This window comes from Sulfitobacter sp., from assembly GCF_036960155.1.
Lineage (GTDB): Bacteria > Pseudomonadota > Alphaproteobacteria > Rhodobacterales > Rhodobacteraceae > Sulfitobacter.
The window spans coordinates 135,106-153,449 of the sequence record NZ_JBALWB010000001.1; the positions used below are offsets into that span (position 1 = coordinate 135,106).

Here is an 18,344-nt window from a genome sequence, read left to right on the forward strand (position 1 = left end):
TGTATCACGATCAGGTCAAACCTGCGTGGCAGTAAGTTGGCGGTAGCTCAAATCCAGTTGGGCAAAGTGAGCAGGACAGCAGAAAAACATGATAGACAACCGATTGATTGACGGTGTTTCCGTCAAAAAACGCATAATTCAAGAGATCCAAGAATATACTGCAGGCCAAATCAATATGCCGCGCCTGATGTCCATTCTTGTGGGTGACACACCCGAAGCAGACGTATACGTGCGCAACCAAGCGCGCGGCGCGCAGCAGGCAGGTCTGCCATTTGAGCAACTGCGCTGGCCTGGTGATATTTCACAGGAAGAGTGCAAGCACCGTATTCTAGCAATGAATGACGATCCTACGGTTCTAGGCGTCATCCTACAGCGTCCCCTGCCCGAGCACATTAATGTCCGCTCACTGCAATCGGCTATCCACCCTTTGAAGGACGTAGAGGGGATGAACCCTGCTTCCATCGGTAACATCGTCTATTCAGATGTAGCGTTGGCGCCGTGTACCGCCGCAGCAAGCGTCGAGTTAATCAAAGAAACTGGTCTGCCGTTGGAAGGATTAGAAGTTGTCATGATAGGTCATTCCGAGATTGTCGGGAAACCTGCCGCGATGATGCTGATGGCCGAAGGCTGCACTGTCACCGTCTGCCATCATATGACCAGATCAGTTGCAATGCATTCTCGGCGGGCCGACGTTGTTGTTGTGGCCGTAGGCAAGGCCCACCTTATCGGGCCTTCCATGATCAAACCGGGTGCAGCTGTGATCGATATCGGCATCAACCAGATCGAAACTGATGATGGACCAAAAATTGTCGGAGACGTAGATACAGACGCCGTGAAAGAAGTCGCTGGTTGGATCAGCCCTGTGCCCGGTGGTGTCGGACCAGTCACGGTTGCGATCTTGATGCGCAACGCAATGGTCGCCCATAAACGCCAGCTTGCAGCGGGCTGGCTGACAAACGCCTAGCCAAGGTTCACCCATTCCATCTTCGACATGGACTGGGTGAATTACCTCATCGAATTTAGGGCGCCCACGGCCTTTGGTTAGGGACGTGCAGGCGCAACTTGTCCCCAACGTTTAAGGTGCCTTCCCGCTCGATCCATGCGGTGACCCCACGCTTGTCGCGCGCCGCTGCTTTAAACGCTTTGCCGTGGCCTTCCGCATCTTTTTCGATCTCGCGCGCGGGAAAGTTGCAGGGCCCGTTTTCCACATCAATGACAATTGTTGTGCCGTCCGGCGCCTGCAAGCGTGACCCCGGAGTCACAAAGGTAAAATCGGGGATACCCTCAACAACGATAGATGCGCCCAGCAGAATTGGATCAAGGTGCTCAACTCCGATGTCCTGTGCGATCTGTGCCATTTCTTCCGCCGACAGGATAGACAGTTGCCGTGTATTACGTATCTCGGTTCCCTCGGGATGCTGGGCCTTGACCCGCATGCAGGACGCACGCGTCAAGCCACTGTGATAATCATCAATAAACCCGCCGTAGGTCGCTCTTGCCGTGTTCAACGCTTGGGAACGGATATTGGCACGGTCCATAGGCACCTTACCCAGCCATGTAATCGTCGCGGTATAATCTGTTGGGCATAGTTCGGGCATATCCGCCTCCTGAATTTTCTAGGCACATCCTTAGTCACCCCCTAGAAAAAGAAAAGGCCCCGCCGAGGCGGGACCTTATGAAGTTTTGTATTTTAAGCTTCACATACCGTTATCAGACAGAAGGTTCAGGCTCCATCCCGCCAGCAGGAGGCGTCTTTTTACCCTTTGCCTTTGGAATAGCTGTCACACTTGGTGCAGAACCACTGTCGGGCTTGTCATCTTCGTCAGGTTCGCTTGGTGGTTTGCCAACCATGACGCGCTTGATCTCTTCCCCAGTGAGGGTTTCATACTCAAGCAAACCTTGTGCCAAACGATCGAACTCTTTGGCGTTATCTTCGATCAGTTTATACGCAAGCGCATAACCTTCATCGATGATCCGCTTCACTTCGCTTTCAATCAGTTCCTTGGTAGCCGCTGAGACACTAAAGCCCCCTGCGCCACCATTGGCCTGATATCCTGCAGCCGCTTCCTGATAGTCGATGTTACCAACCTTGTCGGACATGCCGTAGCGCATCACCATGGCGCGCGCCAAAGAACTGGCCTGCATGATGTCGCCAACAGGACCAGAGGATACGCTGTCCGCACCGTACTGGAAGATTTCAGCCGCTTTGCCCGCCATAGTCATGGCGATACGCTCTTCGGCTTCGTCTTTGAACATCTGAAGCTTGTCCATCTCAGGCAGACTCATCACCATACCCAATGCACCACCGCGTGGAATGATCGTGGCCTTATAGACCGGATCACATTTAGGCAGCTTGATGCCGACAATCGCGTGGCCAGCTTCGTGATAGGCTGTCTTTTCTTTCTGATCTTGGGTCAGAACCATCGAGCGCCGCTCGGCACCCATCATGATCTTGTCCTTGGCAGATTCGAAATCCAGCATCGCCACAAAACGGCGGCCAACACGAGCAGCAGTCAACGCCGCCTCGTTTACGAGATTCGCAAGGTCCGCACCTGAAAAGCCCGGCGTACCGCGCGCAATGATCCGCAGATCAACGTCGGGACCAAGAGGCGTCTTGCGCGCATGCACACCCAAGATTTTCTCACGGCCTTTGATGTCGGGATTGCCCACACTGACCTGACGGTCGAAACGACCGGGGCGCAGCAACGCAGGGTCCAACACATCTTTACGGTTTGTCGCCGCGATTATGATCACACCTTCATTGGCTTCAAAACCGTCCATCTCAACCAACAATTGATTAAGCGTCTGCTCACGTTCATCGTTACCGCCACCATAGCCGGCGCCACGAGAGCGCCCAACAGCGTCAATTTCATCGATAAACACGATGCAAGGCGCGTTCTTTTTCGCCTGTTCGAACATGTCGCGCACACGGGATGCACCTACACCTACAAACATTTCAACAAAATCAGAACCAGAGATGGTGAAGAACGGCACACCCGCCTCACCCGCAATTGCGCGGGCCAGCAGTGTCTTACCAGTACCCGGAGGGCCCTCAAGCAACGCGCCCTTAGGAATTTTACCACCAAGACGCGAGTATTTCTGCGGGTTGCGCAGGAATTCTACGATCTCTTCGAGTTCTTCTTTGGCTTCATCGATGCCTGCAACATCATCAAACGTCACGCGCCCGTGCTTTTCGGTCAGCATCTTGGCTTTGGATTTGCCAAAACCCATCGCACCACCTTTGCCGCCACCTTGCATGCGATTCATGAAGTAGATCCACACACCAATCAGCAACAGGATCGGAAGCAACGAGAAGAGGAATGCCTGTAAACCACTTTCCTCCTGGCTTTCGGCGCGGAAGGGGATGCTGCGCTCAGTGAGCAGCTTCGTCACTTCGGCGTCCATCGGTTTGATAGTTACATAGTCTTCACCGTCCGACTGGCGGAAGCGCACCTGTTCCCCATCTAGGGTCACATTGCTAACATTCCCGTTTTCAACGGAGGTGATAAAATCGGAATAGCTGATCTCGCGATTTTGCATACCGCTGTTTCCGCCACCGTTGAACAAATTGAACAACGAGAAAACGAGAACCAGCAATACAGCCCAAAACGCAAGATTGCGGAAATTGCCCAAGGAAACTCTCCTGAATACATATCAACCAAAGGTCAGCTCTGGTTACGTCCCTAAGATAAACATGCACAGGCTCAGTTCAATGTCATAATGCGGAGTCAAAAAAGGGTTTTTCATCTCGCACCAGTTTCCAGCGCCAATTATCGTTTGGTTTCGCGGTTGGCGAGCTGAGAACCGTGTCACCATGCCACAGCGCTGGATGGCTCAGAAGAACGCCACGCGGCAGATCATAGTCGCGCCAATTATCACATTGTTTCAATCCATTAGCACCAAGAGCACGCAATTCCGCACCGTCAATCACCTCAGATGGATTAGCACAAAAACAGCGCCAGCGGCCATCCCAGACCTGTTGAGAGGGTACTGTGTGATTGGAAACTTGATTAAATTCGCGAAAAAGCCAAGCCTCACCTTTTCTGCATTTAATCGCACATCCGCCCAATGTTGTTGCTTGTTCAGCCTCAACCGCACCCAATAGTTGGGCCAATGCCGCCCTGCGCGGCGGATAAGGTGCTGGGTTGATCCAATCAAGCGCATGACACCAAAGACGACGCTGCACCTCAGAGGGGAACGCCAATAGCGCAATACGGTCAAAAATAACGCTACCATGGGATACCCGCATGCAGTCATGCGCAGCGTTTTGAGCAAATACTTCAAGCGCCTCACGGGCATCGTTCATGTTCTGAGCAACTACACTCAGGCTGCTGGCATCAATCCCCAAGTCAGCAAGTGCATCCAGTGCATACCTTGCTTTGATGCGATCAAAACGGGTGTCTTCATTACTCGGGTCTTCGATCCATGTGATCCCTGAACCTGCCAAATAGTTGCGCAAATCATTACGCTTCAGATTCAACATTGGGCGCAGCCAGATCAATTCATTAGCTTTTCGTTTTGGCGACATCGCAGCTAGACCGTCAACACCTGATCGGCGCGCAAGTCGCATTAATACGGTTTCTGCCTGGTCATCCGCTGTGTGACCTAATGCAATAGCATCCAAACCCTCGGCGCGCGCCCAATCGGCCATCAGCCCATAGCGGGCGCGGCGCGCTTCATCTTGCAGGTTTCCTGTCTTATCCCAGCCTTGCCAACGCAATATCTGATGCGAAATGCCCAGTTTGGCGCATTGATCCGCTACCATTTCCGCTTCAGCGCCTGATCCAGCCCGAAGACCATGATCAACCGTGATGGCCTGCAACACGCCGCCAGCACCTGTATAGATATCATTAAGAAGATAGAGCAGCGCCAGTGAATCGCCGCCGCCTGACACCGCAACGCCGAGTCGTTTAGGCACTGGTGCGCCAAGTGCGGTCTCGACCGCAGCCTCAAGCGCTCGGGCGTCCATTAGATCACGAACAGCCTAATGCCAGCCGCTGCGCAGTAGCCTGCCCTGCGAATGGGCTATTGGGGAACCGTGCAGGCACCTCACCCAAGGTCACACAGGCTTCGCTACTTTGCCCTAAGGTGCCCAAAGACGCGCCCAGTTTGTATAATGATTCCGGTGCACTTGGCCCTGTAGGCGCTGCACCAAAGCTTGCTAAATAGGCGCGCGCTGCTTCGCGGGCGTCACCGGTGCCATCCAATGCGTCCCCGCGCCTCAGGTCTGCCTCGGCCGCTAGCGGAGAACCGGGGTAGGCCTGATTGAAGGTCGCAAACTGGTCTGCGGCGGTACGAAAGTCACCGGATGCGAGCGCCTCCTGCGCCCGCTTGAAATCGTCTTGTTCACCAACGGCAAGCTGGCTGGTGTTGGCTTGCGGTGCAGGCGCTGGGGCGGGTGCTGTTGCCTGATCGGCCCCGCCCAATGTGGTGGTCTCGCCCAAGGTGGAAATATCACCGCCTTCTAGTTCAACCAGGCGGAATTCCAAATCGGCAATGCGGCGCGTGCCATCATCCACAATCCGGTTAATCCGGAACTCAAGTTCCTCGGTCTTGGCCGTGACACGCGACAGCTCACTTTCCATCGCATTCACACGATCAAGCACAGAGGCTGGCAGCTGAACGCCGCCCGCAGTCCCTGTTGTGGCCAGCTCACGCTTGAGCTTGGTCATCTCGACATTCAACACTGTTAGCTCTTGGCGGATGTCAGCAAGAGTTTGTGCATCCTGAGCGACAGCGCCCATCGGCACCGCCCCCAAAACAACTGCAAAGATAAATGCAAAGCGCATGGTGCCGCTCCTTTAGCTGGTTTGGCCACCGGCCAGCACAGTCACTGCGCGGCGGTTTTTGGCATAACATGCCTCGTTCGAACAAATCTCGATTGGGCGTTCCTTGCCGTAGCTCACAACCCGCAGACGTTCAGATGGCACACCTTTGGACAACAGGTATTCGCGTGCAGCGTTAGCACGGCGTGCGCCCAGCGCGAGGTTATACTCACGTGTGCCCTGCTCATCTGCGTGACCTTCAATGACGGCCTGATAATCGTTGTTTGTTGTCAGCCATGTCGCCTGTCCGTCCAACGTAGCACGCCCACCTGCCGTCAACGTGGATTGGTCCACTTCAAACAAAACACGGTCCCCGACAGCTTGGTTGAAATACGCTGTTGAAGTGGGATCATTTGCGCTGCCCGGAATAATACCGTTTAGCGGCGTACCGCCAGCCGAGTTGCTTGGATTGCTCAATGCATCATCCCCGCCAAAACGGTTTGGGTTGGTACAGGCCGACAACGCAACAGCGGCGACCAAAAGGCTCATGGGTAGGAATTTCATCTGTCTCGACCTCACTTGGAGTTTATTATTATTAGCGCCACAATACCACAGCGTGCCATACTGTGGAAAGACACTTACTGCTGCAATGGCGACCAGCTGGGATCTGATCCACCTTCAGGGGTGGCGACCTGCCGCAAAACACGGCCGGTGATATCCACCGAGTAGATCGAGGACGCACCACCCTCCCCCTGAGTTTCACGGGTAAACATAATCACGCGACCATTTGGCGACCATGTTGGGCCCTCATCCAGAAACGATGCCGTGAGCAGGCGCTCTTCAGAACCATCCGTACGCATCACACCAATGTGGAAGCGCCCAGCATTTTGCTTTGTAAAGGCAACCAGATCACCACGCGGTGACCAAACAGGTGTGCCGTAACGCCCCTCTCCAAAGGAAATTCTACGTGCCTCACCACCACTTGCCGCCATAACGTATAGCTGTGGCGATCCTGAGCGGTCGCTTTCAAATACAATCTGGCTGCCATCCGGGTTATAGCTGGGCGCAGTTTCAATGGACGGCGTATTGGTCAGGCGCACGGATTGGCCGGACGCAATGTCCATCGTATGAATGTCTGTGTTCCCGCCTTGGCTGATGGAAAACACCACCGTTTGTCCTGACGGCGAAAAGCGCGGTGCAAAGCTCATTGTGCCTTCAGCACTTTCCAACACTCGACGCTGCACCGACCCTACATTAAGCACATAAATGCGCGGAAAGCCGCTCTCGTAACTGGTATAAAGCACGCGATCACCTGTGGGTGAAAAACGCGGCGCCAAAACGATGGCGCTGCTGTCAGTCAGGTAACGCACGTTCGCGCCGTCATAATCCATAATTGCCAGGCGTTTTTTGCGGTCGTTCTTTGGGCCTGTCTCAGAAACATACACGACGCGGCTGTCAAAATACCCGCCCTCGCCCGTGATCCGTGAATACACTTCATCCGCAACCTTATGCGCCATGCGACGCCAACCATCCGTGGTGCCCGAAAACTGCAGGCCTTCGCCCAGATTGGTGCCTGACACCACATCAAAGACGCGGAATTTAACGTTCACGTTATTGCCAGAAACCGATACGGCCCCCGTGACCAGCGCCTGCGCATTGATCGCTTTCCAGTCAGGGAATGAAACCGGCGCGTTAAAATCGCCGTATTGCGCGATGAACGCTGAGCTTGGGATCTCGCGAAACACGCCAGTACCTTGCAAATCAGCCGCAATCACACGTGCCAAATCACCTGCCAGTTGGCCTGCCTCGCCCGTTTCGGCCTGAAAATCGGGAATTGCAAAAGGAAGGGGCTGAATGATACCTTCTTCAATGGTGATGCGCAAAGGCCCATCTTGCGCTTGCGCAACCGAGGTGAACCCCAAGGCAAGAAATACTGCCATACAGATACTCAAAAACTTCATTTGGAACTTGTCCTTTCAGGGTCAAACCGTAGTTCAATATCCCGCCATTGATCATATTTCTCAACGGGGAGAGTTTCGCCATCTCTCCCACAGCGCAAAACCGCCCGTTTGGCTGCTGAAAATGCGTCAGCAACCGCCTGTATCTCTGCGCGCATGAGCGCAGAGGCTTGCACCCAAACGGGGCTAGCCAAACAAAGAGCCGTCGATTTGTTAATTGGGCCCCTCATCTGATCCGCATCCGCTCGGGGTTAAATGTCATTTCGATTTCTTTCCACTGGCCGTATTTTTCGCTCGGCAATGGATAGCCGCCTTTTTGGCACAACAAAATCGCACGCCGCGCTGCGCCAAAGGCCGCATTGGCGGTTGAGGCATCGCCGCCTTCACTTGCGATCATCCGCAAGGAGGATGAGACAACCTTGCCATCCTGCGTCATGTTCATGGCAACTGTTACGGTCGTTTGTGCCCACCGCGCACCGGGGTCTACGCTCCAGCAGTTTTGCACGGCCAAACGCAGCGCGTCTTTTTCACCCGATGACATGGGCGGCCCGCTAGGAACGTCGCTTTCCGCCGAACTCAGCGCCGCCTCAAGGGCGGCTTGAACTGCGGCATCGTCAACGGTGCTGTCTTCTTCAGTTGGCGCTACTGCTGTTTGCGTTGTTTGCGTAGGACGCGGGGTCGAAGGCCGGCGCGCTGGAGGCCGCATTGAGGCTGTTGGCGCTGCGGCGGGTGCCTCGGTGGCTTCCGTAACAATCCGGTCTGACGCTTCGGGTGTTTCAGCCGCTTCTTGAGGTTGCTCTACAGTTTCACCTGTTTCTTCGGGAATAACAGCTTCTTGTGGAGTTGGTTCTTGCACTGTTTCTGGCTCTGGGCGCGGAGCGGGTTCTGGGGCAACAACCTCTGCTGCGCGCTCAACAGGCGTATCGTCAACAGGGGCGTCTTCAACAGTGACTTCCGCTGGCGGTTCGGGCAGCTCGGGGGCAGCCTGGGAAATCTCTGGTGCCGCTTCCTCAACGGGTTCTTCAGCCTTAACAGGTTCTTCAGCGGGCTCTGCCACATCAGGCTCTGGCGCTGCGATTGGCTCTTCTGGCGCAACATCAACTTCGGGGGCGTCCTCGGTCACTTCAGGGGCTGCGGGTGTTGGAACTTCGGCAACCTCAACGGGTTGACGCGATGCATCCACAAGCGCCTGAAATTCCGCGCCCGAAATCATCGCAACTTCTTGCACCTCCACAGGGTCAGGACGCGATGTGAACAATCCGCCAAACAAAACCCAGCCGATGAAGCCAACATGCCCCACCCCGGAAACGATATTGCCAATTTTGCGCGCCCGCGACATCGCTTAGTTCCCAGAACCATCCAGCGTTGGCCCGCCGATATCCGTCACCAGACCAATGTTGGAAAAACCACCTGCATTTAGTGCGCCCATGATCTCCATCACGGCACTATAAGGGACAGAACCATCTGCGCGCAGGAACACACGGTCACCTTCACGCTCGGTTGCAACTGCGCGCAACTTTGAAACAAGTTCTTCGCGCGCGGTCTCTGTTGTCATGATTTGCACAGTACCCTCAGCCGTGATCGTCACGGTCAGGGGTTCTTCCTGTTCGGCAGGCAAAGCTTGGGCAGCCGTTTTTGGCAGTTCAACCGGCACGCCGACAGTCAACAGAGGAGCTGCAACCATAAAGATGATCAACAACACCAGCATAACATCCACGAAGGGCGTGATGTTGATCTCGGCTATGGGCTGCGCGCCACCGCGCCGTCTACGACGTCCGGTCCCTCCACCGCTTTTTTGCATTACACCACCTGCCATGGCTCAGCTATCCAACTGGCGGCTAAGGATGGTGGCAAATTCATCCGCGAATGCCTCGTATCCACCAAGGATACGGTCACTATCTGCGTTCAGCTTGTTATAGAAAACCACCGCAGGGATTGCTGCCATGAGGCCAAGGCCCGTAGCCAAAAGCGCCTCGGCAATGCCAGGTGCCACAACGGCAAGGTTAGTGTTTTGTTGTTCAGCAATCTCGATAAACGCGTTCATAATCCCGAACACGGTCCCGAATAGACCGACAAAGGGCGCGGTTGAGCCGGTGGTTGCAAGAACAGGCAGACCTTTTTGCAAACGCTCGGCCTCTTTAGAGATTGCCACATCCATTGAACGATCAATGCGCGCGGTTGCGCCGGGGATCAGCCCGCCGTCTTCGCGGTGCGAGCGGCGCCATTCTGTCATGCCTGCCGAGAAAATCTTTTGCGCAGCACCTGCAGGTTCTGGGCCGATCTGGTCATACAGACCATCCAGCGGTTCACCCGACCAAAACGCGCGGTCAAACTCTTCTGCTTCTCGTTTGGCTTTGCGGTATTGGATGGTCTTTTGGACAATGATCGACCACGTCCAGAAACTGGCTAGAATAAGGGCCATCATCACCAGCTTTACGGTGAATGTCGCTTGGGCGAACATGCCCCATACGGTAATGCTGCCGCCAATTTCGGCTGCGATCAATGCTGTCTGCATGTTTTGTGCTCTACTCTACTGCCTCGGGTGGGCCTGTTGTCAGGCTCCATTTGGAGTGAATCTAGCGCAGCGCAAAGCAAAAAGCGAGGGCCAAGCGTGCCCCCGCCCAATCACGTTTCCAGCAGGCGGCATTCCGCTGGAAGTCTGACGGGTTTTCCACTGGCTCCAATACAGACAATCAGCACCTTTGCAGTGAAGATCAGGACGTCCCCGCGCCAGACTTCTTGCGCCATGACCATGCGCGCAGAACTGAGGCTATCAAGCGTTGTGCGCACCTCTAAAATATCATCAAAACGCGCGGGGCTGACGTAATCGGCCTCAACACGGCGCACGGCGAATACAACGCCCGCTTCTTTCATCGCAAGCTGATCAATGCCTACTTCACGGACCCAATCACTGCGCGCACGTTCGATGAAACGCAGGTAATTGGCGTAATAGACGATCCCCGCCATGTCGGTGTCTTCATAATAGACGCGAATTTCTTTGCGGTGGATCATTGGACCTCTCCCGCTTGCATGCGCGCGAATAGGCGCAACGCATGACTGCTGTCGTTTGCGGCGGCAGGCATGACAGGATCATAGGCCGCGCGGATAAGACCAGCCACATCGGGGCGCAAGATTGTGTTGTCTCCGGCAATGGCCAATGGCGATTGATCCTTGAACGCTGTGTCGGACCATAACAGGTAGGATTGCACAATCTGGCTCAGCGCTAATGTCTGTGCAGGTATTTCGCTTAGGTGTTCATCCATCCGCAGGAACACAAAGCAGGCTTTGATCGCGCCCTGTTCATCAAAACGGAAAAAGCGGTACTGGTTGGCGTCTACCTTTGTGAGCTTACCCACCAATGTGGCCAAGTCAGGGACCAGACGTTCCATACCAGTCACATCCAGCAGTTCGGACCATTCTGAAAAGAAGAACACCATCAGGTTTGACCCCAACTCCATGTCCGTCTCGGCCATCTTATGACCAGCCAAAGCCGTGACAGCCTCAAGCGCGCCTTTGACAACCTCAAGCGTCTCTTCCTGAACACCGAATACTACGGGCGCAATCGGGCGCCCCCACCTTGCAAATACAAATTGTCCGTCTTCGCGTGTAAACAGCGCTTCAATCTGTTCAGGTTCCATTACTCAATCGTCCTATTATTTGGCCACGCCATAAACGCGCCTCATCCACCGAACAGGTCAACGTCCTGCTTTGGCGGTCGCATGCCCAGATGCACCCATGCTTTTTGCGCCAACATGCGCCCACGCGGGGTACGTTGGATCAGGCCCTGCTGCAACAGGAACGGTTCTATCACTTCTTCCAATGCATCGCGGGCCTCGGATAAAGCAGCGGACATCGTTTCAATGCCCACTGGACCGCCCTGATAGTTTTCAGCGATCAGCCGCAGGTAACGGCGGTCTGCGCTGTCTAACCCCAGATGATCCACGCCAAGCCGCGTGAGCGCCATATCAGCCAAGGCACGTGTGACACGCCCGTCGCCTTCAACAACTGCGAAATCCACAACGCGGCGCAACAAGCGGCCTGCGATACGCGGCGTACCGCGGGCGCGTTTGGCAATCTCGCGGGCGCCGCCCTCATCCGCTGGGGCACCCAGTTTACGCGCATTGCGCTCAACAATGATAAACAACTCATCTTCGGTATAAAATTCCAGACGCGTTGGAATGCCGAAACGATCGCGCAACGGCGTTGTCAGCAAACCCATCCGCGTGGTGGCCCCAACCAACGTAAAGGGCTGCAGCTCGATGCGCACTGTGCGCGCGGCTGGCCCTTCGCCGATGACCAGATCCAGCTCAAAATCCTCAAGCGCGGGATAAAGCACTTCTTCAACGGCGGGGTTCAGACGGTGAATTTCGTCGATGAACAGCACATCGCGTGCCTCAAGGTTAGTGAGGATCGCGGCCAGATCACCTGCTTTCGCCAGCACCGGACCAGACGTCATGCGAAAGCCAACACCCAACTCACGTGCCATGATTTGCGCCAACGTCGTCTTACCCAGCCCCGGAGGGCCATGGAACAACGTATGATCCATCGCCTCTTCGCGCTGTTTAGCGGATTGTATAAAAACCTTGAGATTGGCGCGCGCGCCAGCTTGGCCGACAAATTCATCCAGCATCTGCGGACGCAATGCGCGGTCAAAATCTTCGGGCATGCCCTCTGGCCGCACTATCGGATCACTGTCAATCATGCTGTCCCCAAGCCAAGTACCCTACAGGGGCACGTTGTGCGCACATTACTCTCTAGGAGCCAGAAGTTTCAACGCCGCACGAATGAGGCTTGGCGTTTCTGCATCAGGTGCTTCACCAGCCGCTTGCGCAACAGCGCCCGCAGCATCCCCTGGTCCGTAGCCCAGATTGGACAAGGCCGACAAGGCTTCGGATTGTGCAGAGGCATTTGGCGCAGGTGCAGGCGCTTTGCGCTTTATTGGTGCCTCAATCACTTCGGCGTCTTGATCCCCCAGTGCTTCGGCGACAGTGCCACCCATGGCCATCATCGACGGTGCCTTATCTTTGAGATCCAGCACAACCCGTTGTGCAATTTTTGGCCCAACACCTTTGGCGACCTTCACAGCGTTCCAATCCCCCAGTGCAATGGCACGGCCCACGCCATCTGGCCCTAACGCCCCAAGGATCGCCAGTGACGCTTTCGCTCCAACCCCCTGAACAGAAGTCAGCAAGCGATGCCATTCTTTCTCGGCCAAAGTGGTAAAGCCAAACAACTGCATTAAATCTTCGCGGACCAGCAGATCGGTATATACTGCCGCAACCTCACCGACGGCTGGCAATCCTGCGAGTGTTCGTTCGGAACAATACACCAGATACCCAACGCCGCGCACGTCAATCAATACGTGATCAAGTGCGCGATATTCGATCCTGCCTGTGAGCTTCCCAATCATGCGCTTGCCTTTGCAACTGCTGCGGCAAAACTGGACGCACCGCCGTGATGTGCGTGTGTAATCGCAACAGCCAATGCATCAGCCGCATCAGGCCCTTCAAGGTGAACGCCAGGCAGTTGCATACGCACCATATGGGCCACCTGCCCTTTGTCCGCATGACCAACACCTACAACGGTCTTTTTAACATTGTTGGGGGCATATTCCCCCACACTCAACCCCATCTGCGCTGGCACCAGCAACGCAATCCCGCGCGCCTGCCCCAATTTGAGCGTGGCAACACCGTCTTTGTTTACAAAAGTATGCTCAACGGCTGCCGTCTGTGGGCGGTATGTTGTAAAAACACGAGTGAGCTGCGCATGCAGCGTCAACAGCCGTTCGGCCAGTTCAACGCCAGTATCCGAGTGACAAATACCATTTGCGACATGGCTTAACTTACTTCCCGCCACATCAATGATTCCCCAACCCATGTTCCGCAGGCCTGGATCAATGCCGATTACCCTTATCACTTACCTGTCACCCTCAATATTGTTGCTTTTTGGATGCAGTAGCACGAAACGCGAACATTGCCTACATGTTTCATTAATCCGCACAATTCCGACACCCCAGATGTCGCAAAACAACGTTATGTGCTGCAATGCAGCAATCGCGACATCAAAAATGCGAATTGCGACGTTCAGATAGGCGCATTTTTGCCATATATTAAAGGTGTTTCAGGATCATTTTCAGCTATGCGGAAATTGCATATCAGGTGTGCAATCCCATCTCTTGCGGGAAATTCAAACTCTGCCTATCTGGACATCAGAACGCTGAAGAATTCAGCACAACATAAACAAAAAAGAAGGACGGCTCCAATGGCAACTTTTAACTCCACTCGCACCACATATGACATTGCATCATTTACAAACCGCGCAATCGCTTTTGTAGCCGAAATGGCTCACGCAGCATCTGCATGGAATGACGCACGCATCACCAACAAAGCGCTTTCCAAACTGACAGACCGTGAGCTGACAGACATCGGTTTGTCGCGTGGCGACATCGAAGATGTAGCACGTAGCAACTTCATCCGCTAAGCAGCAGTAGGCGCGGCAACGCGCCGACTGCACTACCAGCGTTGATATAAAAAAAGGACACACCCAGTATTCACTGGGTGTGTCCTTTTTCATTTGTGTGAGAGAAAACACTTATAAGAAAACTCTGCGGTAGCCCCTCCCCCCGGAAGGCCCACCACAGAGGTAATCAGGCCTTACCGAAAGAGTGGGCCTATCTTATCCGCGATAAATTGCGTCGCTGGATCGATGCCCAGAACACGGGCACCCATTGCTTCAACAACAGTACCATTTTGAAGAGTGGCAAGGCGGTCCTGATATGTATCAGGACCATTTGCGGAAAGCATCAATGCCTTAAGGCAGAAAAAGCTAAGGACCATTACCAGAATTCCCTTAACGGGAAAGCGCAAGCGCATCTTTTTTGGCTTCGCAATGATTAGGCCGTTTTTGTCGATCCGTGTGGTGTAGCCACGACGCACGAGGCGCGATTGGGCTTTGTCTACGCTTCCAACACGGGCGTGAAAATCTTCTCTGGTGTAAACCATGGCATCGGTCTCTCTCAACAACAGCCCCCACCGTTGTTGATTCAATTTTTATTCATAGAATGTGGCAGAAATGGGGCAATTAAGGCCAATTCACCACAAATAGGGTTAAACTTAGTTCATTTTCCGAAGCACTAACGTCGTCCAGTCACCAATGCTTTCGCGGTGGTGTAGATTGATGCCAGAACGTGCATAAACCTCGATAACTTCATCCGCCTGCTCTTTCAGGAGACCTGACAGAATCGCGTAGCCTTCTGATGCCATGACACCTGCCATGTCCGGTGCCAGCGCAATCAATGGGCCTTTTAGGATGTTCGCGAACACCAAATCAAAGGGCGCAGCATCGGCCAAAGCAGGGTGATCAAAGCCAGCAGCCTCAACACAGGTAACCCGCCCCTCCAGATCATTTGCCAAAACATTGGCGCGCGCCACATCAACCGCGACTTCATCAATATCGGAGGCAAGCACAGTATCTGCCCAGATGCGCGCAGCACCCATCGCCAAAACGGCAGTACCGCAGCCGATATCCACAACGCGGCGTCCAACAAAGCCGTCCTTTGCCAAACGGTCCAGCGCATTCAGGCAGCCCAACGTGGTGCCGTGGTGCCCGGTGCCGAAGGCCATCGCAGCCTCAATCAGCAGCGGTTCGCAGTCGGCAGGCACTTTATCCGCATCGTGTGATCCATAGACGAAAAACCGCCCAGCCTCGACAGGGGCCAGTTCACGGCGCACATGGGCCACCCAATCTGTTTCCGGTAGTTCGGAGATTACAAAGCTCTTTGCATCCATTGCAGCTGCCAGCAGCGCCAGAGCGGTTTCATCAGGGGCTGCTTCAAAATAGCCGCCCACTTCCCACAGACCAGAGCCGTCTTCGACCTCGAACACACCTACACCTGTGGGTTCTGGCGTCAGGTCTTCCATCGCTTCGCCCAGTTTATAGGCGGCATCGCGGCCTGTGAGTGTCGTCAGCGCTGTGAAAGTGGGCATTTATCGGCTCCTGTGTCTATCTAGGTTCGGGTATGGGGCTGGCGCGCTAGGGTCAAGGGCTGCGTCATCTGCCCGCAAACCTTTCACGTAGAACCATCCCCACAGTGCGGACAGCGCGCCAACAGTGATCCCTGCAGCCGCTTGGCCATAGATCACGCCAGCTGCACCAAACATTCCTGAGAACCAAAGCGCGGCAGGCAGGCTCAGCACGCCGTCTTTGATCCAGTTCACCATTGTCGAACGTCCGGGTTTGCCCAAGTTGTTGAAAGCGGCGTTGGACACAAACAACGCCCCAAAGAAGATAAAGCCGCCCACGCCGATCACGGCAAAGGCATTCAAAACATCTGCGCCCTGCCCTGACAAATCAAATGCTGCGATGACATAGGGTACCGCGGCTACAAACAGCCCCCATGCGACAAGCGTATATAGGAGACAGAAAATCAGCGCGTCGCGGTAGGTGCTGCGCACGCGGTCCAGCTTACCTGCGCCGAAGTTCTGGCCAAATATCCCACCGATGGCACCTGACAGTGCAAAGATGCCGCCAAACACAACTACTGTTAACCGCCCAACAACAGCCCATGCCGCCACCGCATCATCCCCAAAGGGAGCGATCACGATGGTCAAAAGGTAGTTTCCCACTGGCGTGCTCATCTGGGTTGCAATGGCAGGAATAGCAACAGCGACAAAAGGTGCACCAATGTTGCGCAACGTGCTCAGGCGAGGACGATCAATCAGGTGCAGGTCATAGATGGCAAACCATATCGCCAACGCCAATAGCGCAAAGCGGAACAGCACCAATCCAATCGCGGCACCGTCCAACCCCCAACCCATATAAAAGATGAAGAACGGATCAATGATCAGCAGTACAACACCCGCAATCAGCGTGATGTACATCGCCTTTGCGCCAAATCCATCGGCACGCAATGTGCCCGACATGACCAAAGCCGCAGACATCGGGATAAGCGAAGGGATTGTGATGGCCAAATAGCGTGCAGCCAACCGCGCGGTTTCGCCCTCTGCTCCGGCAAAGCCGACCAATTTATGACGCAGCCCCACAATCAACGCAGCCACAACAGCCAAAGTGCAGGCGGAAATGACAACAGCGGCACCCGCCTGACGACGCGCCTTTTCTCTGTCGCCGCCCCCGATCGAACGGGACACCACCGCCGTTGCAGCGATCATCAGTCCAACGGCTACAGAGACGGAAAAGAACTGAACCGCATAGGCAAAGCCGATAGCCGCGACCAGTTGCTTGTCACCTAGCTGGGAAACCCACAATAGGTTCGCCGCATCCACGACGAACACAAACGTGATGCCCAGCGCCCCAGTCGCGGTCATTCGCACAACATGACCGAGGGTAGAGCCAGTTAAAAACCGACCCTGCCCGCTCATTCCGCTGCCTGCGCCACGCGGGATGTAAACACCGTCTCATTACCAGCTTCAGGATGGCGCGGAATAAAGGTCGCCAACATAAACGAAACCGATGCCATGCCAGCCGCAAGTATGAACACAGCCGCAGGTGAAACCAGCCACAACAGGCCTAGCAACACAGGCAAAACCACGGCCGCGATGTGGTTGATTGTAAATGCCACAGCCGCTGTTGGGGCCATATCACCTGGTGCGCCAATTTTCTGGAAATAGGTTTTGAGCGCCAATGCGAGGCCAAAGAACATGTGATCTAGAACATAAAGAACTGCGGCAACCTGAAAACCCCAATCAAAGAAGTAAACACCGCCGTAAGACAGGAACACAAACACCAACCCTGCGTATTCAAACAACAGCGCACGGCGTTCACCGAAACGCGCGACGATCTTGCCCAACATCGGTGCGATCAACATGTTCAGCACCAAATTAATCAGGTACAGCCCCGCAACCTCATGCACAGCAAAGCCGAATTTTTCGACCATCATAAACCCAGCAAAGACCATAAAAATCTGACGCCGCGCGCCAGCCATGAATTGCAGCGCATAATACAGCCAATAGCGGCGGCGCAGGACCAGCCGTTTGATTTGCGGATGCGGGCTTTCGTATTGCGGATAGGCCAGCAGCGCGAACAACGCCAATGCCATCGTGATACCGCCACCCGCCATAAAGACGATATTATAGGTTAGGCCCAAGGGCTCCCACAGGATCATGATAACGAAATACACGCAGAATGTCGCCGCAGATCCCGCCGCCATGAGCCATCCCATGATTTGCGGCGCGCGGTCTTTTGGCAGCCATTGCAGCTGCAGAGATTGGTTCACCGTCTCATAATAATGAAACCCGACAGAGCTTAGGAATGTCAGGATCATGATCCCCGTAAGTTGAGGGAACCACGCTGTCACTGCAGTCGCCGCACCCAGCATAATCAGAGAAACCAGCCCAAGAACCTGCTCGCGCACAGCGATGATCAGAAAAATCACCAGAAACGATAAGAACCCAGGAATTTCACGAATGGTGTGCAGCAGGCCAATGTCCGCACCGTCAAATTGCGCCACTTCATTTACAAAGTTATTGAGCAGCGCATACCACGTGAAAAACGCAATCGGCATGGCCAAAGCCATCACAAACAAGAGCGTTATGGGACGCCGCCAGAACGGTTGATCTTTGGCATCATCGAGGGTGAGAAAATCTATCATACGCAAGCTCTACGC

At 54.6% G+C, this 18,344-nt stretch carries 20 protein-coding genes; 2 read left to right on the forward strand and 18 right to left on the reverse strand.

Annotation, left to right across the window (positions count from 1 at the left end; genetic code table 11):
- Positions 1 to 88 precede the first annotated feature (88 nt).
- Complete coding sequence (locus tag V7775_RS00540) at positions 89 to 964, forward strand: bifunctional 5,10-methylenetetrahydrofolate dehydrogenase/5,10-methenyltetrahydrofolate cyclohydrolase (RefSeq protein ID WP_335749902.1); 876 nt, start codon at positions 89 to 91, stop codon at positions 962 to 964.
- 55 nt (positions 965 to 1,019) lie between these two features.
- Here V7775_RS00540 and V7775_RS00545 read toward each other — a convergent pair whose 3' ends face one another.
- From V7775_RS00545 to ruvC, 14 genes are all read right to left on the reverse strand, one after another.
- Complete coding sequence (locus V7775_RS00545; protein ID WP_335749903.1) at positions 1,020 to 1,598, reverse strand: MOSC domain-containing protein; 579 nt, start codon at positions 1,596 to 1,598, stop codon at positions 1,020 to 1,022.
- 112 nt (positions 1,599 to 1,710) lie between these two features.
- Positions 1,711 to 3,633 carry an ATP-dependent zinc metalloprotease FtsH gene (gene ftsH / locus V7775_RS00550; RefSeq protein ID WP_335749904.1) on the reverse strand — a complete coding sequence of 641 codons (1,923 nt, stop codon included), beginning with the start codon at positions 3,631 to 3,633 and terminating at the stop codon, positions 1,711 to 1,713.
- A gap of 82 nt (positions 3,634 to 3,715) precedes the next feature.
- Positions 3,716 to 4,969, reverse strand: coding sequence for a tRNA lysidine(34) synthetase TilS (tilS, locus tag V7775_RS00555; RefSeq protein WP_335749905.1), 1,254 nt, complete (start codon positions 4,967 to 4,969; stop codon positions 3,716 to 3,718).
- A gap of 4 nt (positions 4,970 to 4,973) precedes the next feature.
- Complete coding sequence (gene ybgF, locus V7775_RS00560; RefSeq protein ID WP_335749906.1) at positions 4,974 to 5,789, reverse strand: tol-pal system protein YbgF; 816 nt, start codon at positions 5,787 to 5,789, stop codon at positions 4,974 to 4,976.
- A gap of 12 nt (positions 5,790 to 5,801) precedes the next feature.
- Positions 5,802 to 6,329 (reverse strand): peptidoglycan-associated lipoprotein Pal, encoded by a 528-nt coding sequence (gene pal, locus V7775_RS00565; protein WP_335749907.1) that lies wholly within the window; start codon positions 6,327 to 6,329, stop codon positions 5,802 to 5,804.
- Between the two features lie 74 nt (positions 6,330 to 6,403).
- Positions 6,404 to 7,705, reverse strand: coding sequence for a Tol-Pal system beta propeller repeat protein TolB (gene tolB / locus V7775_RS00570; RefSeq protein WP_443070089.1), 1,302 nt, complete (start codon positions 7,703 to 7,705; stop codon positions 6,404 to 6,406).
- 244 nt (positions 7,706 to 7,949) lie between these two features.
- A complete protein-coding gene (locus V7775_RS00575; RefSeq protein ID WP_335749909.1) occupies positions 7,950 to 9,062 on the reverse strand; it encodes an energy transducer TonB in 1,113 nt (370 codons plus the stop codon).
- Positions 9,063 to 9,065: 3 nt separating this feature from the next.
- A complete protein-coding gene (gene tolR / locus V7775_RS00580) occupies positions 9,066 to 9,539 on the reverse strand; it encodes a protein TolR (RefSeq protein WP_335749910.1) in 474 nt (157 codons plus the stop codon).
- Between the two features lie 3 nt (positions 9,540 to 9,542).
- Complete coding sequence (gene tolQ / locus V7775_RS00585; protein WP_335749911.1) at positions 9,543 to 10,238, reverse strand: protein TolQ; 696 nt, start codon at positions 10,236 to 10,238, stop codon at positions 9,543 to 9,545.
- Between the two features lie 110 nt (positions 10,239 to 10,348).
- Entirely contained in the window at positions 10,349 to 10,735 is a 387-nt protein-coding gene (gene ybgC / locus V7775_RS00590; RefSeq protein WP_335749912.1) for a tol-pal system-associated acyl-CoA thioesterase, read from the reverse strand.
- Positions 10,732 to 11,361, reverse strand: coding sequence for a hypothetical protein (locus V7775_RS00595; protein ID WP_335749913.1), 630 nt, complete (start codon positions 11,359 to 11,361; stop codon positions 10,732 to 10,734). The genes ybgC and V7775_RS00595 overlap by 4 nt, the downstream gene beginning before the upstream one ends.
- Positions 11,362 to 11,402: 41 nt before the next feature.
- Positions 11,403 to 12,425 carry a Holliday junction branch migration DNA helicase RuvB gene (gene ruvB, locus V7775_RS00600; RefSeq protein ID WP_335749914.1) on the reverse strand — a complete coding sequence of 341 codons (1,023 nt, stop codon included), beginning with the start codon at positions 12,423 to 12,425 and terminating at the stop codon, positions 11,403 to 11,405.
- A 45-nt stretch (positions 12,426 to 12,470) separates the two neighbouring features.
- Positions 12,471 to 13,133, reverse strand: a complete 663-nt coding sequence (ruvA, locus tag V7775_RS00605; RefSeq protein WP_335749915.1) for a Holliday junction branch migration protein RuvA — start codon at positions 13,131 to 13,133, stop codon at positions 12,471 to 12,473.
- A complete protein-coding gene (gene ruvC, locus V7775_RS00610; RefSeq protein ID WP_335751039.1) occupies positions 13,130 to 13,636 on the reverse strand; it encodes a crossover junction endodeoxyribonuclease RuvC in 507 nt (168 codons plus the stop codon). Before ruvC ends, ruvA begins: the two co-directional genes overlap by 4 nt.
- Before the next feature lie 348 nt (positions 13,637 to 13,984).
- On the opposite strand from ruvC, the gene V7775_RS00615 reads away from it, so the two are divergent.
- Positions 13,985 to 14,203 (forward strand): DUF1127 domain-containing protein, encoded by a 219-nt coding sequence (locus tag V7775_RS00615; protein WP_335749916.1) that lies wholly within the window; start codon positions 13,985 to 13,987, stop codon positions 14,201 to 14,203.
- A gap of 173 nt (positions 14,204 to 14,376) precedes the next feature.
- Here the strand turns inward: V7775_RS00615 and V7775_RS00620 are convergent, their stop codons facing one another.
- The 4 genes from V7775_RS00620 to V7775_RS00635 form a co-directional block, all read right to left on the reverse strand.
- Positions 14,377 to 14,724 carry a hypothetical protein gene (locus V7775_RS00620; RefSeq protein ID WP_335749917.1) on the reverse strand — a complete coding sequence of 116 codons (348 nt, stop codon included), beginning with the start codon at positions 14,722 to 14,724 and terminating at the stop codon, positions 14,377 to 14,379.
- Positions 14,725 to 14,835: 111 nt separating this feature from the next.
- Positions 14,836 to 15,708 carry a 50S ribosomal protein L11 methyltransferase gene (locus V7775_RS00625; protein WP_335749918.1) on the reverse strand — a complete coding sequence of 291 codons (873 nt, stop codon included), beginning with the start codon at positions 15,706 to 15,708 and terminating at the stop codon, positions 14,836 to 14,838.
- A complete protein-coding gene (locus tag V7775_RS00630) occupies positions 15,709 to 17,100 on the reverse strand; it encodes an MATE family efflux transporter (RefSeq protein WP_335749919.1) in 1,392 nt (463 codons plus the stop codon).
- A complete protein-coding gene (locus V7775_RS00635) occupies positions 17,097 to 18,329 on the reverse strand; it encodes an MFS transporter (RefSeq protein WP_335749920.1) in 1,233 nt (410 codons plus the stop codon). The genes V7775_RS00630 and V7775_RS00635 overlap by 4 nt, the downstream gene beginning before the upstream one ends.
- Positions 18,330 to 18,344 lie beyond the last annotated feature (15 nt).

Coding starts and splice junctions, on each gene's coding strand:
- tolB (WP_443070089.1), bottom strand. CDS start 7,705: ATGGCAGTATTTCTTGCCTTGGGGTTCACCTCGGTTGCGCAAGCGCAA.
- tolR (WP_335749910.1), bottom strand. CDS start 9,539: ATGGCAGGTGGTGTAATGCAAAAAAGCGGTGGAGGGACCGGACGTCGT.
- ruvB (WP_335749914.1), bottom strand. CDS start 12,425: ATGATTGACAGTGATCCGATAGTGCGGCCAGAGGGCATGCCCGAAGAT.
- V7775_RS00620 (WP_335749917.1), bottom strand. CDS start 14,724: ATGGTTTACACCAGAGAAGATTTTCACGCCCGTGTTGGAAGCGTAGAC.
- tilS (WP_335749905.1), bottom strand. CDS start 4,969: ATGGACGCCCGAGCGCTTGAGGCTGCGGTCGAGACCGCACTTGGCGCA.
- ybgC (WP_335749912.1), bottom strand. CDS start 10,735: ATGATCCACCGCAAAGAAATTCGCGTCTATTATGAAGACACCGACATG.
- pal (WP_335749907.1), bottom strand. CDS start 6,329: ATGAAATTCCTACCCATGAGCCTTTTGGTCGCCGCTGTTGCGTTGTCG.
- tolQ (WP_335749911.1), bottom strand. CDS start 10,238: ATGCAGACAGCATTGATCGCAGCCGAAATTGGCGGCAGCATTACCGTA.
- V7775_RS00540 (WP_335749902.1), top strand. CDS start 89: ATGATAGACAACCGATTGATTGACGGTGTTTCCGTCAAAAAACGCATA.
- V7775_RS00595 (WP_335749913.1), bottom strand. CDS start 11,361: ATGGAACCTGAACAGATTGAAGCGCTGTTTACACGCGAAGACGGACAA.
- ybgF (WP_335749906.1), bottom strand. CDS start 5,789: ATGCGCTTTGCATTTATCTTTGCAGTTGTTTTGGGGGCGGTGCCGATG.
- V7775_RS00625 (WP_335749918.1), bottom strand. CDS start 15,708: ATGCCCACTTTCACAGCGCTGACGACACTCACAGGCCGCGATGCCGCC.
- ruvA (WP_335749915.1), bottom strand. CDS start 13,133: ATGATTGGGAAGCTCACAGGCAGGATCGAATATCGCGCACTTGATCAC.
- V7775_RS00630 (WP_335749919.1), bottom strand. CDS start 17,100: ATGAGCGGGCAGGGTCGGTTTTTAACTGGCTCTACCCTCGGTCATGTT.
- V7775_RS00615 (WP_335749916.1), top strand. CDS start 13,985: ATGGCAACTTTTAACTCCACTCGCACCACATATGACATTGCATCATTT.
- V7775_RS00635 (WP_335749920.1), bottom strand. CDS start 18,329: ATGATAGATTTTCTCACCCTCGATGATGCCAAAGATCAACCGTTCTGG.
- V7775_RS00545 (WP_335749903.1), bottom strand. CDS start 1,598: ATGCCCGAACTATGCCCAACAGATTATACCGCGACGATTACATGGCTG.
- V7775_RS00575 (WP_335749909.1), bottom strand. CDS start 9,062: ATGTCGCGGGCGCGCAAAATTGGCAATATCGTTTCCGGGGTGGGGCAT.